We start from the raw sequence: 14,835 nt of genomic DNA, 5'->3' as shown, positions 1-14,835 counted from the left end.
TCCATAAAAAAACATAATATGTCTTCAGTAGAAACAACGTATGTTCCTTATAAAGTTAAAGATATCTCTTTAGCAGAATGGGGAAGAAAAGAAATAGAGCTTGCCGAGGCGGAAATGCCAGGACTAATGAGCTTACGTAAAGAATTCGGTGCAACAAAACCTCTTAAAGGGGCGCGTATCGCGGGATGTTTGCACATGACAATCCAAACAGCTGTTTTGATTGAAACATTGGTAGAACTGGGAGCTGATGTATCGTGGTCTTCCTGTAATATTTTTTCTACCCAAGATCATGCAGCGGCTGCAATAGCTGCAGCGGGTATTCCTGTGTATGCGTGGAAAGGGTTAACGGAAGAGGAATTCAACTGGTGTATCGAGCAGACGCTTTATTTTGGTGAAGATCGTCAACCGTTGAATATGATTTTAGATGACGGTGGTGATTTAACAAATATGGTTTTTGATCAGTACCCGGCGTTGATCGATGGTATCCGAGGTCTTTCTGAAGAAACGACGACAGGTGTTCATCGTTTACACGAGCGTATGAAGAACGGTACCTTACATTTGCCAGCAATCAACGTGAACGATTCGGTAACCAAATCAAAATTCGATAATAAATATGGTTGTCGCGAATCTTTAGTGGATGCTATCCGTCGTGCTACAGATTTAATGTTAGCAGGTAAAGTTGCGGTAGTAGCAGGTTACGGTGATGTAGGTAAAGGTTCTGCAGAGTCTTTACGCTCAGCAGGTGTACGTGTTATTGTGACAGAGATTGACCCAATCTGTGCGCTACAAGCGGCTATGGAAGGATTTGAGGTGAAGAAAATGGCTGACGCGGTAAAAGAGGCGAATATTATCGTTACAACAACTGGAAATAAAGATATCGTGCGTGGAGAACACTTCAAAAGCATGAAAGATAAAACGGTTGTTTGTAATATCGGTCACTTCGATAATGAAATTGATATGGCTTGGTTAAACGGTAACTATGGTTCGACTAAGGTAGAGATTAAACCGCAGGTTGATAAATATACGATCGATGGTAACGATATCATTTTGTTGGCAGAAGGTCGTTTGGTAAACTTGGGTTGTGCAACGGGACACCCTTCTTTTGTGATGTCGAATTCGTTTACGAATCAAACATTAGCACAATTGGAGCTATGGTTGAACACCGATCAGTACGAAAAGCAAGTATATACTTTGCCTAAACATTTGGATGAGAAGGTTGCTCGCTTACATTTGGCACATATTGGTGTGGAGCTTGAAGTCCTTACAGAAGAGCAAGCATCTTATATCGGTGTAACAGTAGAAGGTCCTTACAAGCCAGAAGCATATCGCTACTAGGTCAGGACGTAAAGCATAAAAAAAGCCAAGATTTATAAATCTTGGCTTTTTTTATGCTTTAAAACTCAGCGTTTTTCGGTGTTCTAGGGAATGGGATAACATCACGAATGTTCGTCATTCCAGTTGTAAACAACACCAATCGTTCAAAACCAACGCCGAAACCGGAGTGTGGAGCTGAACCAAAGCGGCGTGTGTCAAGGAACCAATCCATTTCTTCTTCCGGAATTCCCACTTCAGCCATTCTGGTTAAGAGCTTTTCTAGGTTTTCTTCACGTTGGGAACCGCCGACCATCTCACCGATGCCTGGGAACAAAATATCCATAGCACGCACGGTATGTCTACCTTCTGCATCAGGGGCATTTTGTTTCATGTAGAATGATTTTATTTCACGCGGGTAGTCCGTTAAGATAACCGGTTTTTTGAAATGCTTCTCCACCAAGTAACGCTCGTGCTCCGACTGTAGATCAGCGCCCCATTCTTCGATCAGATATTTAAACTGTTTCTTTTGGTTGGGTTTACTGCGCTTAAGGATTTCAATAGCATCTGTATATGTTACACGCTCGAAACTGTTTTCAAGAACAAAGTTTAATTTTTGAACTAAATCAAACTCTGAACGTTCATTCTGCGGTTTCGACTTCTCTTCCTCTAAAAGTCTATTTTTTAAGAACTCAATTTCTTCTGGACAGGTGTCTAAAGCGTACTTGATGACGTATTTCAATAAATCCTCTGCCAGATCCATATTGTCTTCCAGTTCATAGAAAGCCATCTCCGGTTCGATCATCCAAAATTCAGCCAAGTGACGCGTCGTGTTGGAGTTTTCAGCGCGGAAAGTAGGGCCAAAGGTATAAATGTTACCTAGAGCCATTGCCGCCAATTCCCCTTCCAACTGTCCCGATACAGTCAGGTTCGTCGATTTACCAAAGAAGTCTTCTTTGAAATCAATTTTACCCTCTTCGGTACGTGGAATATTGTCCAGGTCAAGTGTTGTTACGCGGAACATTTCTCCTGCTCCTTCTGCGTCCGAACCAGTGATGATTGGGGTGTGCATATACACAAACTCACGCTCTCTAAAGAAGTTGTGAACGGCAAAAGAAAGGGCGTTTCTCACTTTAAATATGGCATTGAAGGTTCCAGTACGGAAACGCAAGTGTGCGATTTCACGTAGAAACTCCAAGCTGTGTTTTTTGGGTTGCAATGGAAATTTCTCTGGATCCGAATCGCCAAGGATCGTCAAGTCATTCACCTTGACTTCCACACGCTGTCCTTTACCTTGCGATTCAATCAGTGTACCTTTCACGCGAATGGCAGCTCCCGTTGTCACACGCTTCAGTAAAGCTTCCTCTGTGTTTTCGAAGTCTACAACAGCTTGTATATTATTTATGGAAGAACCGTCATTAATAGCTATAAATTGGTTGTTGCGAAATGTTCTAACCCAACCTTTAACGATGACTTCCTTGCCAAATTCGTCCGATCCTAGTAATTCTTTAATCCGTGTATGTTCCATATGTAATATAATAGAGTGGTCTGATGCCGTCTTACGCCGTATCGTACAACTCTGTTGATTTAAATTGAGTTCACAAAAATAGGTTATTATTTTTAACGAACAAAGCCTGTACATGATCGATGTACAGGCTTTATTTATGCTTGGTTTAACGTATTAACCTTTTAATACTTTAGTTACCAATTCTGCAGCTTCTTTTAACAAGATTGCAGAGTATACTTTTAATCCTGATTCATCGATCAATTTCTTCGCTTCTTCCGCATTTGTACCTTGTAAGCGAACGATGATTGGCACTGGAATATTACCAATTTCTTCGTAAGCATCGATTACACCTTGAGCAACACGGTCACAACGAACAATACCACCGAAGATATTAATTAAGATCGCTTTTACGTTCGGGTCTTTCAAGATAATATTGAAACCAGCTTTCACTGTTTCAGCATTTGCTGTACCACCAACGTCCAAGAAGTTTGCAGGCTCACCACCAGCCAACTTAATGATATCCATTGTTGCCATCGCTAAACCAGCACCGTTAACCATACAACCTACGTTACCGTCAAGTTTTACATAGTTCAGGTTTGATTCACCCGCTTCAACTTCTGTAGGATCTTCTTCCGCTGTATCGCGTAATGCTAAGTAATCTGGGTGACGGTACATAGCGTTCTCGTCAAAGTTTACTTTCGCATCAACTGCTAAAATTTTATCATCAGATGTTTTTAACACCGGGTTGATTTCGAATAAAGCTGCGTCAATTGTATCGTATGCTTTGTAAAGCGCAGCGATAAATTTCACCATGTCTTTATGAGCAGCACCTGATAAACCTAAGTTGAAAGCAATCTTACGTGCTTGGAATCCTTGTAAACCTACTTTAGGATCTATTTCTTCTTTAAAGATAAGGTGTGGTGTTTTTTCAGCTACTTCCTCGATATCCATTCCACCTTCTGTAGAGTACATAATGATATTGCGACCTTTAGCACGATCTAATAAAACCGATACATAAAACTCTTTGATATCACTTTCTCCAGGGTAGTATACATCCTGTGCTACCAATACCTTGTTTACTTTTTTTCCTTCAGGACCTGTTTGTGGCGTAACCAACTGCATACCGATAATATCTGTTGCACGTTGTAAAACCTCATCGTGGTTTTTTGCTAATTTAACACCACCACCTTTTCCACGGCCACCAGCGTGAATCTGCGCTTTAACTACAACCCAGTCCGAGTTATAATCTTCCTTTAGTTTTTGTGCAGCTGCTACAGCTTGATCTGGCGTTTCTGCAAGAACTCCCTCTTGAACTCTTACCCCAAAACTTTTAAGTATTTCTTTTGCTTGATATTCGTGAATGTTCATCTTAAAAAATTTGAGGTAAAAATATGGTTTTTAAATGGAAGGGTCAAGTAAATGTTGGGTAAAAAAGTAGATTCCAATAGATGTTTGTCTTATTGGAATAAGCGACCACAATTCTAGTCCCTTATTTTGTTGCATTTTCATTACCTTCGTAAGATGATATTGAGCGCGAATAACATACATAAATCCTACGGAAATCTAGCCATCTTGAAAGGTGTAGATCTGGAGGTCGAAAGAGGAGAAATTGTATCCATCGTAGGCGCCTCTGGGGCAGGGAAAAGTACGTTACTTCATATAATCGGAACGCTGGATCGCCCCGATCAAGGGCATCTTATTATCAATGATGTTGATGTTAATCACCTGAATGAACGTAAGCTAAGTCTTTTTCGAAATCAACATATTGGTTTTATCTTTCAGTTTCATCATCTCCTGCCTGAGTTTACAGCGTTGGAAAACGTATGTATCCCTGCTTTTATTAATGGTGTCCCCAAAAAGGAAGCCGAGAAGCGCGGGATGGAGTTGCTGGAAAGACTCGGTGTGCAGGCACGTGCGGATCATAAACCAACCGCCATGTCAGGAGGAGAGCAGCAGCGGGTTTCGGTAGCACGCGCCCTAATGAATAATCCTTCGTTGATCTTGGCCGATGAACCGTCAGGAAATTTAGACTCTGAAAATGCGGCTTCATTGCACCAGTTGTTTTTTGAGCTGCGCGACTCGTTGAATCAAACATTTATTATCGTAACACACAATGAAGAGCTTGCAAGGATTTCTGATCGGACAATCCATATGCGGGACGGAAAAATATTTTAATATGAAGCGAATCTTAATAACCCATGGCACGGTCCCTTTGGCACAGCGCCTCGGTAAATTGTTGGAGGGTCAGGTCGAAGTGATTTTTGCCAGTAGTGAACCTTTTCCGGAGGTGTTAAAGAAACTTAATTATCAGAAACTTCCTCCCTTGGCGAACCCAACGTTTGTCCATGAGCTCTTAAAGCTAGGCTTGGATGAGTCGATAGACTATGTCCTTCCTCTAGGGAAAGAGGAGCTTCCTATCGTGCAACAAGCACGCGTCTTATTTGAAGAATACGGACAGCAGTTATTGATTCCAGTATCCTTAGCGGATACGTTTCTAGTTGAAAAGCCGGAGAAGGAGCTCCCGGTGCGTATATTACATGCAGGAGTCGATATCGGGACCGGAGAGACTGTCGCGGAGGAATCCTTTTCAGGCGCAGGGATTGTGTCTGATTCCGGTGAAGAGGTTGTGTTGTGTGTGGTTTAATATTGCGTTATGAAATCGATACCACTAGATAAAGTCCTCTACCTGTTTGAGGTGGACGATATTTTATTTCCCAAGCGCGATTACTTACTACAGGTTTACTATTTGTTTGCGAATTTTGTAGAATTTACCGAAGGGCAAGCGATAGCAAAAGAGGTGGTCGACTTTATGAAGGCTAGGTATGAAGAGGAGGGAGAGGCTGCGGTGCTGCCCAAGACAAGGGCACACTTCAATCTGGGAGAAAGCTATGTCGGGAACTTTGAGCGCTTGAAAGCTAATGCGCAGCTACCCTTGCGATTATATATACCCGAAGACTCGAAGGAGATGTTTCGAACATTGCTCGAGGCGGGTAAGAATATTGCCTTATTGACTCGTGGCAATCCGGTAGAGCAACTGAATAAGCTAAAACATATTGACTGGCAGGAGCTTGATCAACTACGTGGCCAACTGAAAATATACTTTACAGATGAATTATTGTTCCGAGGTATTGAACCTATTGCTTATATTGCAGAGGAGTATGGAATTCGTGCCGAGGATGTATTAGAAGCACAAGTATAATCTAAGTTATGAAAAAAGGATGGACAACCGTGGTGTTCTTTGGACTGTTAATTGGTCTGGCGAGTTGTAAAAAAGAAACCAAACAAGATGCTGATCCGGACGTTGAAGAGCCTATCGAGGTCTTGGTCAAAGAGGATAGTATCAAAGACACAATTTTCTACTACACAAAACTTCTTTCGTTGTGGCAAGATTATATGCCACCACGTAACGTCAATGATATTTTGAAATCAGAGGTTATTCGGTCCTACACGAAGTCGTATAAGACCGGTGAGGAGGTCTTGGCATGGATGCTGGGCCTAACACCGATTGATCCTGATACAAAGAAACCGATTGACCGTTACAGTTTTTTGGATCGCGCGGGCGTTATCAGTGGTGAAATATATGGTGCGGTAGCAAAAAGCTTCGGTATGTATGTTTTTTATCTGGATGACGACCTTTATGTACGGATGGTGGATAAGAATTCGCCAGCTTATATAGCCGGAGTTCGTCGCGGTGATCGAATTTTGAGTATTAATGGAAATACGAAAATTGATTATCCGACCCAACTAAAAGAAAATTTTAAGACGGTCAATGGATACCTAAACGAAAGCACGATGCTTATTAAATTTGGTAAACCTTCCGGTGTAATCGAAGAGAAGCAGATTGCTAATGTCCAATATAATATCGACCCTATTTTAGATAGCCGGGTAATCAACTTTGAAGGTAAGAAAGTCGGTTATTTAGCATTTAGCTCCTTTGTTAGTATTATGGAGAAAAATGTCTTTACGCGAATGCATACCGACTTTGAAAATGTATTTAATAGTTTTGATGCGGAAGGTATCAACGATTTGATCGTTGATTTACGCTATAACGGGGGAGGATCTGTATTAACGGCTGAGTATTTGGCAGATCATATTGCTCCTTTAGCTGCGGATAAACAGCAGATGCTCTATTATGAGATGAATACGGTTTTGTCAAGAGATTGGGAATGGACCGCTGAAGGGGAGGAATTTGGTCCTGTTAAGTTTGCGAAAAAGGGGAAACTTAATCTGCCGAAAGTGTATTTTTTGGTGACCCGGTCTACGGCGTCGGCAAGCGAGTTGTTGATTAATTCGCTGAAACCCTACATGCAAGTTCATATTATCGGTACGTATGTACGGAATGAGAAGAAGGAAGCTGTAGCACAAAATACATACGGCAAACCTGTTGGATTTTTTGGCATCGAGGTGTTGGATAAAAATATAGAACTATATGTGTCCTCTTTTAAGACGTTCAATAAAAATAAAGAAGGAAATTATTACAACGGATTGATACCGCAGCACCATGTTTGGGAATACAGCAAATTTCGTGACTTTGGAGATCCTGAAGAACCGATGATTGCTGCGGCATTGGCTCACGTAAAGAACGGTAATTTTGCCGCAGAACGTACAGCACAAGCCGCCTTAGGCGTTTCCAATATCCGGAAGCCACATGCCAACGATCGTTTGCAAGAAACGGGAGGCTTACAGGGGATGTTTAAGTATCCAAAGGGTAAATTGATAAAATAAATGTACCTTTGAACAAGGAGGTGTAAATCTATATTATGAAGAAAAAGCCAGCTACAATAAAAGAAATTGCTAAAAAGCTCAAAATTTCCCCATCTACTGTATCGCGGGCGCTGAATGACCACCCAAGTATTGGGTTGGTGACCACAATGCGGGTGAAAAAGGTGGCAGAGGAATTGAATTATGAGCCAAATCAAACGGCAATTTTCTTTAAGCAACGGAAGACATTTACTATTGGTGTTATCCTGCCTAGTTTATCAGAACCTTTCTTTTCGTCTGCTATTAGCGAAATTGAGAATGTGGCAGGTGCGCAGAATTATACGGTGCTCATGGGGCAGTCGCATGATGATGCAGCACGTGAATTGCAGATTATCCAGACTTTCAAGAAGCATCGTGTAGATGGTATCTTAATGTCTTTGGGTAAGAATACGGAAGATCTTTCTTTTATCGATTTATTGGAAGAGTCTGAAATTCCGATTGTATTTTTTGATTGTGTACCTAATATCGACGGTGTAAACAAGGTGTATAGTGATCTATCTTCTGGTATGCGGGAGGCAATCCATGCGTTTGCTTCGATCGGACACCAAAATATAGCGTTGATTAACGGACCAGAGAATTTATTAGCATCAACGGAACGGGTAGAGGCCTATAAGAAAGCATTGGAAGCAAATGATCTGGCTTTTGACGATAAGTATGTCGTGAATACCGACTTAACGGAGGAAGGGAATGTCGATGCCATGGAGAAGCTATTGGTATTATCGGAACGTCCTTCTGCAGTGGTTTCGTTCAATGATTTCGTAACACTTGATGTTATTAAATACGCACGGCAGAAAGGACTTGTACAGAAAAAGGATATCTATTTCATTAGCTATGCGAACTATCCATTATGGAATTATATGGAGAATCCACCGATGGGAAGTATTGAACAGTATCCAGATAAACAAGCTAGAAAAGCGGCAGAAATATTATTTGCGAATATCGGGAATAAGGAAGAAGTAAAGCCGGAGACTGTGGTCTTTGAATCGAAATTGGTATTGAAATAATACGAATAGCATACATAAAAAAAGAGAGCAATTTGCTCTCTTTTTTTATGTATGCCTTTGTCTTACAAGTGGATCACTTCACCGTAAGCATCTGCTGCTGCTTCCATAATCGCCTCACTCATGGTTGGGTGTGGGTGTACCGATTTGATAAGCTCATGACCTGTTGTTTCTAGTTTTCTAGCAACAACAATTTCAGCGATCATTTCCGTAACGTTAGCACCAATCATGTGTGCACCTAGTAACTCACCGTATTTAGCATCGAAAACTAATTTTACAAAGCCATCTTTCGCACCTGCTGCGGAAGCTTTTCCGGATGCAGAGAACGGGAATTTACCAACTTTAACTTCATAGCCTGCTTCCTTAGCTGCTTTCTCTGTGTAACCTACAGAAGCAATCTCTGGTGAACAGTATGTACATCCTGGGATGTTATTATAATCAATTGGATCCACGTGAAGACCTTTGATTTTCTCCACACATGTGATCGCTTCAGCGGAAGCAACGTGTGCCAACGCTTGTCCTTTTACGATATCTCCAATTGCGTAAACGCCTTCAATATTAGTTTTGTAGAAATCGTCAACTAAAACACGTCCTTTGTCCGTCTTAACACCAACTTCTTCTAAGCCGATGTTCTCGATGTTTGGTGCAATACCAACAGCAGAAAGAACAATCTCAGCTTCTAACGTTTCGATACCTTTAGCTGTTTTAATAGATACTTTGCTTAAAGCCCCACTTGTATCTACGGACTGAACTTCTGATTTCGTTAAGATATTGATACCTGCTTTTTTCAATGATTTTTCTAACTGCTTAGAAACTTCTTCATCTTCTACAGGGACTATACGATCCATAAACTCAACGATTGTCACTTGTGTTCCAATCGCATTGTAGAAATATGCGAACTCAACACCAATAGCGCCCGATCCAACGACAACCATCGATTTAGGTTGTTGTGGTAAGTTCATCGCTTGACGGTAGCCAATAATTTTTTTACCGTCTTGAGGTAGGTTAGGTAGTTCACGCGAACGTGCTCCTGTTGCAAGAATTGTATGTTTAGCAGTATATTCTTTTACAGAGCCATCGGCAGCCTTCACTTCAATCTTACCACCTTTTTTGATTTTAGCCGTACCCATGATGACGTCGATTTTATTCTTCTTCATCAAGAACTGGATACCTTTACTCATGCCATCTGCAACACCACGACTTCTTTTAACGATGGCAGAGAAATCTGCTTCCCCTCCTTGAACCTTGATACCGTATTCTTCAGCATGGTTCAAATATTCAAATACCTGTGCACTTTTTAGAAGTGCTTTGGTAGGGATACAGCCCCAGTTTAAACAGATACCACCTAAGGCTTCACGCTCAATAACGGCTGTTTTGAAACCTAGCTGTGCAGCTCTGATTGCTGCAACATATCCGCCTGGACCACTACCAATTACTATGATGTCGTAATTCATATCTTTGTTATTTGTTTTTTTAAGGTTGTCCGCCAGCTTGCGGATCCATATTGTTTTACCCGATTCTTGTCTTATCTACGCTACTAGATAGCGTAGGCTCCTGTGCAAAGCGTTTTAATTGAAGTGTCTACTTCAACTATAAACATCCAAAAATACATATTTTTTTAAGTATATGGCAACCGATTTTTTGGATATTGACTTGTTTTGATAAGAATCTGACCAAAAAATAGAATCCACTGTCAATGCTTGGTAAATAGATGTTTTCGGTGCACGGAATAGTTTTTAAGAATGTATGTTTGTGGATACTAATTTTTCGAACAATGTTAAGAATTTTTCAACAAGTAGCGCTTTGGGAAGCGATCTCCACGGTTGTGTTGTTTTTAGTAGCAATGCCTTTAAAGTATTTTGCTGGTGTACCCGAAGCGGTGAAAGTCGCTGGGTCTATACACGGATTCCTAGTCGTCTTATTTGTAATCCTACTCATCATGTGTTGGAGCGAATACAAGTGGACGCTCAAGCGTGTTGCTACCTACTTTGTAGTATCATTGATTCCTATCGTGTCTTTTTGGGTAGAAAAAGACCTTAAAAAGCAAATAGTCGCTAAAAAATAAAGCGACTATTTGTTTGTTTTTTCAATGCCTATATAGGCGTATGTAATTTCTGTTTTGTTGTGCGGTGTCGGGTTTCCGTCTTCATCAAGGTTTACGAAAACTAACTTATCGATAGACAGAATTGTCTTTCTTGTAATTTTGTTTCGCACTTCGCAGCGCATAGTCAGGGAGGTTGTCCCAAAGGTTACCGCCTCGATTCCCATTTCAATAATATCTCCTTGTTTGGCGGAACTCACAAAGTTGATCTCCGAGATATATTTTGTCACAACAAAAGGATTGCCCAGTTGAACAATCGCATAAATAACCGCCTCTTCATCAATCCAACGTAGCAGTGTACCACCGAATAAGGTGCCATTGGGATTCAGATCTTCGGGCTTAATCCATTTTCTGGTATAGAAATTCATAGTTAAGTATAAGGTATATGAAAAAGGCAAGAATAAATCTTGCCTTTTCTATGTTATGCGTGTATTGATCTGTTTGCTGTTGCAGCGAGAGCTGCTTCTTTAAATGCTTCCGTAAACGTTGGATGCGCATGACAAATACGACCGATATCTTCAGCTGAAGCGCGGAATTCCATAGCAACCACTGCCTCTGCAATCATATCGGCAGCACGTGGGCCAATCATGTGAACACCTAAGATCTCATCCGTTGTCGCATCAGCAAGCACCTTGATGAAACCATCTGTATCGCCAGACGCTTTAGCGCGGCCAGATGCTTTAAAGGAGAATGATCCTGATTTATATTTCACACCAGACTCTTTCAATTGCTCTTCGGTTTGTCCAACAGATGCCACTTCAGGCCATGTATAAACCACACCTGGAATAAGGTTGTAGTCGATATGTGGTTTCTGACCCACAATTCTTTCCGCAACATAAGTTCCTTCGTCTTCCGCTTTATGCGCAAGCATAGCACCTTTAACCACATCACCAATAGCGTATACGCCTTCAACAGAAGTTTCTAAGTGTTCATTAACCGTGATCTTATTGCCTCTTTCTTCCGTTTTGATACCGATGTTTTCTAGACCTAAACCTTCGGTGTAAGCCGTTCTACCAACCGCAACAATACAGTAGTCACCTTCAATAGATACCAACTGACCTTTTGAATCTTCTGCCGTAACCGTCACTGTTTTGCCTTTTGCAGTAGCGCCTGTTACTTTGTGGCCCATAAGAAACTCCATGCCTAAAGATTTCTTAAGGACACGTTGAAGTTCTTTACCTAATCCACCGTCCATCGTGCCGATAATTGATTTAGCAAATTCTACAACCGATACTTTAGCGCCCAAACGTGCGTATACCGATCCCAATTCCAAACCAATCACACCACCACCGATAACGATAAGGTGTTTCGGAACTTCTGTTAAGTTTAAAGCCTCCGTCGAAGTAATGATGCGTTTCTTGTCGATAGGTAAGAAAGGTAAAGCCGTCGGTTTAGAACCTGTTGCAATAATTACATTCTTAGCTTTCAATTCTTCGGTTGTCCCATCTTTTTTGGTAACCTTGATGGTGTTTTTATCGATGAACGATCCTACACCTTCGTAAGAGTCGATTTTATTCTTTTTGAACAGGTATGTAATACCCGCAGTGTTCTGCGCAATTACATCGTCCTTGCGGGCGATCATTTTCTTTACATCAATCTTCAGGTTACTCAAAGCGATACCATGAGTTTCGAAGTTATGAGCGGCATTATGAAAATGCTCTGAAGTATCTAATAGTGCTTTTGACGGGATACAGCCAACATTTAGACAGGTACCACCAAAAGTGCTATATTTCTCAATAACAGCCGTTTTTAATCCTAGTTGAGCACAACGGATAGCGCCTACGTAGCCTCCAGGACCGCTTCCTATTACGATTACGTCGTATTGCATAAAAATATCTTTAATGTTTCGTCCTCAAAGTTAATTAATAAAACTTAGATAAGGTTGGTTTTTATACAACAAAAGCACGCTCAAATAGGGCGTGCTTTTGCGTATAGTTTTGTTAATTCTGATTATTCAGCAACGATTTTTCCTTGCATCATACCAAAATGGCCAGGGAAACTACAGATAAAGGTATAAACACCTTTCTCTAGTGTAAAAGAAATTTTATCTTCTTCGCCAGGACCCAAAAGTTTGGTGTGCGCAGCGATGGAAGACAACGAAGTCTTAGGGATATATTCGCTATCCGCCGCACTTGTTGCTTCACCACCAAATGTGGCAATATCAACACCTGGGTTAAGGATTACTAAGTTATGTCCCATGGATTCTTTTGGTAACGTTCCCACATTTTTCAATGTCAATTCAACAGGTTCTCCTGCTTTAACACGGAATAACTCTTTGTTGAATTTCATTTGATCATTTCCTTCAATAGAAAGCGTGTTCGATAACTCAACATTTTCAATTCCCGGAACAGTTTCTGTTGCCGTGCTTACTTCTTCTGTTTTGTTTTCTTCAGTTGCGGTAGAGGTTGATTTGTTTTCATTGCCGCCACAAGCTGCCAACGATAGTGCAAGCGCTACCGCAGGTAATACAAATAATCTTTTCATATATGCTTTAAATATGTGTGCTTGAAGCAAAGCTACTAATATTTTTATAATATGGAAGTCACTTTGTTATTGTAAATCAGCTCCGTTATTTTAGCATGTAAATCCGTCGGGTTAAATGGTTTACCAACCACCGCATCGGCACCTGCTTCGTAGGCGGCAGCTTGTTCATGTTCTAGTACCGATGCCGAAATGGTAATGATCGGTGTTGAACGTTTGCTGGTTTCCGGGTGGTTGCGAATTTCACGAATAGCTTCAAAACCAGACATGATCGGCATATGTGTGTCCATCATGATCAGGTCATAGTTATTCCGGGTTGTATATTCGACAGCTTGCTTTCCGTTTTTAACGGTATCTACTGCACAGCCCCAAGATTCTAGCATATGGACCAGCATAAAGCTATTCAGATCATTGTCTTCAGCGACCAACACCTTTTTGCCTGAAAAATTGTCGAGCTTGAGCATAATCTGTTTGTCGATTTGCTTGGCTGTTGTTAATTCTTCGCCATTATCAAAATCGGCTTCAAACGAAAATTCTGAGCCCTCTCCAAAGACACTTTTCGCGGTAACTTGTCCGCCTAAGAGATGAGCCAGTCGTTTTACAATGGCTAATCCCAAACCGGTACCGCCAAATTTCTTGGTAATTCCGTCGTCTCCTTGTTCGAAAGCAAGGAAGATCTTTTGCAGGGCTTCTTCTTTGATTCCGATGCCCGTATCCTTCACTGTAAATTTTATGCGATGTTTATTATCGCGCTGGTCCACCACATCTACACGGAGGGTTATTTTTCCAGTTTCCGTGAATTTGAGACTGTTCGATATAAAATTGAAAATGATTTGTTGTAACCGAAGGGGGTCACTTTTAATATGATCCGGTAGTTTCGGATCAACCTCTACTTCAAAACTCAGTTTTTTGTCCTCAGCCTTGATCTTAAAAAGATCATTGATGTCGAGTAACTTTTGTTTTATGGAGAAGCTTTCCTGCTCTATTTTCATCATCCCAGAATCGATTTTGGAGATATCCAAAATGTCATTCACGATCAATAAAAGGGAGTCCGAAACATTGTCCAGCCGGTTTAACCAATCACGTTGTTGTTCGTCAAGATTAGACTCTTTAAGGATATGAATAATTCCCATGATACCATTTATTGGTGTTCGTATTTCATGACTCATATTCGCGAGAAAAATCTCTTTGGATTTACGTGCTTCTTCGGCTTCTTCTTTTGCAATAATTAGTTGCTTCTTGGACTCTTCGAGTGCAATATTTTTTTGCTTGATTTCTTCCTGGATATGTATCTGCTTCACAAAAGAGGTGACCTTTGCTATGGTTATCTCCGGGTTTAAAGGTTTGTATAAATAATCTACAGCTCCACTTTCTAGTCCTTTAAGGAGATATTTATCCTCTTTGGAAATGGCGGTTACCATAATGGCCGTAATATGGCTGGTCTTTGGATTAGACTTGAGCAATGAAACAAATTCGAAACCGTTTATTTCCGGCATCTGTACATCGACCAATGCGATCGAAATATCGTTTTTCCAACAGATCTTAAGTGCCTCATTGGGGTCGGTTGAACTAATGATATTGATGTGATCTATCTGAGAAAGAAGAGCTGATAGACTGATGATGTTTTCCTCTTTGTCATCCAGCACAAGGAGATTGACATTTTTCATATCGCA

General features: G+C 41.0%; 14 protein-coding genes. 7 read left to right on the top strand and 7 right to left on the bottom strand.

Annotated features, from left to right (window positions below; translation table 11 throughout):
• The first annotated feature begins 18 nt into the window (after positions 1 to 18).
• Positions 19 to 1,335, top strand: a complete 1,317-nt coding sequence (gene ahcY, locus E2P86_RS15185) for an adenosylhomocysteinase (protein WP_085474426.1) — start codon at positions 19 to 21, stop codon at positions 1,333 to 1,335.
• A 58-nt stretch (positions 1,336 to 1,393) separates the two neighbouring features.
• Here ahcY and asnS read toward each other — a convergent pair whose 3' ends face one another.
• Together asnS and sucC are read right to left on the bottom strand one after the other, a co-directional pair.
• Complete coding sequence (asnS, locus tag E2P86_RS15180; protein ID WP_085474425.1) at positions 1,394 to 2,839, bottom strand: asparagine--tRNA ligase; 1,446 nt, start codon at positions 2,837 to 2,839, stop codon at positions 1,394 to 1,396.
• A gap of 153 nt (positions 2,840 to 2,992) precedes the next feature.
• Positions 2,993 to 4,186: an ADP-forming succinate--CoA ligase subunit beta gene (gene sucC, locus E2P86_RS15175; protein ID WP_085474424.1), complete on the bottom strand. Its 1,194-nt coding sequence runs from the start codon at positions 4,184 to 4,186 to the stop codon at positions 2,993 to 2,995.
• A gap of 153 nt (positions 4,187 to 4,339) precedes the next feature.
• Between sucC and E2P86_RS15170 the strand changes: the two genes are divergently transcribed.
• The 5 genes from E2P86_RS15170 to E2P86_RS15150 are packed head-to-tail and all read left to right on the top strand — an operon-like array spanning position 4,340 to position 8,583.
• Positions 4,340 to 4,993, top strand: a complete 654-nt coding sequence (locus E2P86_RS15170) for an ABC transporter ATP-binding protein (protein WP_085474423.1) — start codon at positions 4,340 to 4,342, stop codon at positions 4,991 to 4,993.
• A gap of 1 nt (position 4,994) precedes the next feature.
• Positions 4,995 to 5,462: a hypothetical protein gene (locus E2P86_RS15165; protein ID WP_134433658.1), complete on the top strand. Its 468-nt coding sequence runs from the start codon at positions 4,995 to 4,997 to the stop codon at positions 5,460 to 5,462.
• A gap of 9 nt (positions 5,463 to 5,471) precedes the next feature.
• Positions 5,472 to 6,017 carry a hypothetical protein gene (locus E2P86_RS15160; protein WP_085474421.1) on the top strand — a complete coding sequence of 182 codons (546 nt, stop codon included), beginning with the start codon at positions 5,472 to 5,474 and terminating at the stop codon, positions 6,015 to 6,017.
• Positions 6,018 to 6,025: 8 nt separating this feature from the next.
• Positions 6,026 to 7,543 carry a S41 family peptidase gene (locus E2P86_RS15155; RefSeq protein ID WP_085474420.1) on the top strand — a complete coding sequence of 506 codons (1,518 nt, stop codon included), beginning with the start codon at positions 6,026 to 6,028 and terminating at the stop codon, positions 7,541 to 7,543.
• 35 nt (positions 7,544 to 7,578) lie between these two features.
• Entirely contained in the window at positions 7,579 to 8,583 is a 1,005-nt protein-coding gene (locus tag E2P86_RS15150) for a LacI family DNA-binding transcriptional regulator (RefSeq protein ID WP_085474419.1), read from the top strand.
• 62 nt (positions 8,584 to 8,645) lie between these two features.
• On the opposite strand, the gene lpdA (E2P86_RS15145) is transcribed toward E2P86_RS15150, so the two are convergent.
• A complete protein-coding gene (gene lpdA / locus E2P86_RS15145) occupies positions 8,646 to 10,034 on the bottom strand; it encodes a dihydrolipoyl dehydrogenase (protein WP_085474418.1) in 1,389 nt (462 codons plus the stop codon).
• A 320-nt stretch (positions 10,035 to 10,354) separates the two neighbouring features.
• Between lpdA (E2P86_RS15145) and E2P86_RS15140 the strand changes: the two genes are divergently transcribed.
• A complete protein-coding gene (locus E2P86_RS15140) occupies positions 10,355 to 10,645 on the top strand; it encodes a DUF3817 domain-containing protein (RefSeq protein WP_240775520.1) in 291 nt (96 codons plus the stop codon).
• A 5-nt stretch (positions 10,646 to 10,650) separates the two neighbouring features.
• Here the strand turns inward: E2P86_RS15140 and E2P86_RS15135 are convergent, their stop codons facing one another.
• The 4 genes from E2P86_RS15135 to E2P86_RS15120 form a co-directional block, all read right to left on the bottom strand.
• Entirely contained in the window at positions 10,651 to 11,049 is a 399-nt protein-coding gene (locus tag E2P86_RS15135) for an acyl-CoA thioesterase (RefSeq protein WP_085474416.1), read from the bottom strand.
• 53 nt (positions 11,050 to 11,102) lie between these two features.
• The gene (lpdA, locus tag E2P86_RS15130; RefSeq protein WP_085474415.1) at positions 11,103 to 12,509 is read right to left on the bottom strand and encodes a dihydrolipoyl dehydrogenase; all 1,407 of its coding nucleotides are present in this window, start codon (positions 12,507 to 12,509) and stop codon (positions 11,103 to 11,105) included.
• A 122-nt stretch (positions 12,510 to 12,631) separates the two neighbouring features.
• Positions 12,632 to 13,165: a plastocyanin/azurin family copper-binding protein gene (locus E2P86_RS15125; protein WP_085474414.1), complete on the bottom strand. Its 534-nt coding sequence runs from the start codon at positions 13,163 to 13,165 to the stop codon at positions 12,632 to 12,634.
• Positions 13,166 to 13,209: 44 nt separating this feature from the next.
• On the bottom strand, positions 13,210 to 14,829 hold the full coding sequence (locus E2P86_RS15120; protein ID WP_085474413.1) for a response regulator: 1,620 nt from the start codon (positions 14,827 to 14,829) through the stop codon (positions 13,210 to 13,212).
• Between the last annotated feature and the right edge of the window lie 6 nt (positions 14,830 to 14,835).

It is taken from the genome of Sphingobacterium psychroaquaticum, assembly GCF_004421025.1.
Classification (GTDB): domain Bacteria; phylum Bacteroidota; class Bacteroidia; order Sphingobacteriales; family Sphingobacteriaceae; genus Sphingobacterium; species Sphingobacterium psychroaquaticum.
The sequence above is the reverse complement of the archived record's forward strand: the minus strand, read 5'-3'. Positions and strand labels throughout refer to the sequence as shown.

Bases quoted from the DNA above. Each gene is read 5' to 3' on its own strand.
- ahcY (WP_085474426.1), top strand. From the start codon at position 19: ATGTCTTCAGTAGAAACAACGTATGTTCCTTATAAAGTTAAAGATATC.
- asnS (WP_085474425.1), bottom strand. From the start codon at position 2,839: ATGGAACATACACGGATTAAAGAATTACTAGGATCGGACGAATTTGGC.
- sucC (WP_085474424.1), bottom strand. From the start codon at position 4,186: ATGAACATTCACGAATATCAAGCAAAAGAAATACTTAAAAGTTTTGGG.
- E2P86_RS15170 (WP_085474423.1), top strand. From the start codon at position 4,340: ATGATATTGAGCGCGAATAACATACATAAATCCTACGGAAATCTAGCC.
- E2P86_RS15165 (WP_134433658.1), top strand. From the start codon at position 4,995: ATGAAGCGAATCTTAATAACCCATGGCACGGTCCCTTTGGCACAGCGC.
- E2P86_RS15160 (WP_085474421.1), top strand. From the start codon at position 5,472: ATGAAATCGATACCACTAGATAAAGTCCTCTACCTGTTTGAGGTGGAC.
- E2P86_RS15155 (WP_085474420.1), top strand. From the start codon at position 6,026: ATGAAAAAAGGATGGACAACCGTGGTGTTCTTTGGACTGTTAATTGGT.
- E2P86_RS15150 (WP_085474419.1), top strand. From the start codon at position 7,579: ATGAAGAAAAAGCCAGCTACAATAAAAGAAATTGCTAAAAAGCTCAAA.
- lpdA (WP_085474418.1), bottom strand. From the start codon at position 10,034: ATGAATTACGACATCATAGTAATTGGTAGTGGTCCAGGCGGATATGTT.
- E2P86_RS15140 (WP_240775520.1), top strand. From the start codon at position 10,355: ATGTTAAGAATTTTTCAACAAGTAGCGCTTTGGGAAGCGATCTCCACG.
- E2P86_RS15135 (WP_085474416.1), bottom strand. From the start codon at position 11,049: ATGAATTTCTATACCAGAAAATGGATTAAGCCCGAAGATCTGAATCCC.
- lpdA (WP_085474415.1), bottom strand. From the start codon at position 12,509: ATGCAATACGACGTAATCGTAATAGGAAGCGGTCCTGGAGGCTACGTA.
- E2P86_RS15125 (WP_085474414.1), bottom strand. From the start codon at position 13,165: ATGAAAAGATTATTTGTATTACCTGCGGTAGCGCTTGCACTATCGTTG.
- E2P86_RS15120 (WP_085474413.1), bottom strand. From the start codon at position 14,829: ATGAAAAATGTCAATCTCCTTGTGCTGGATGACAAAGAGGAAAACATC.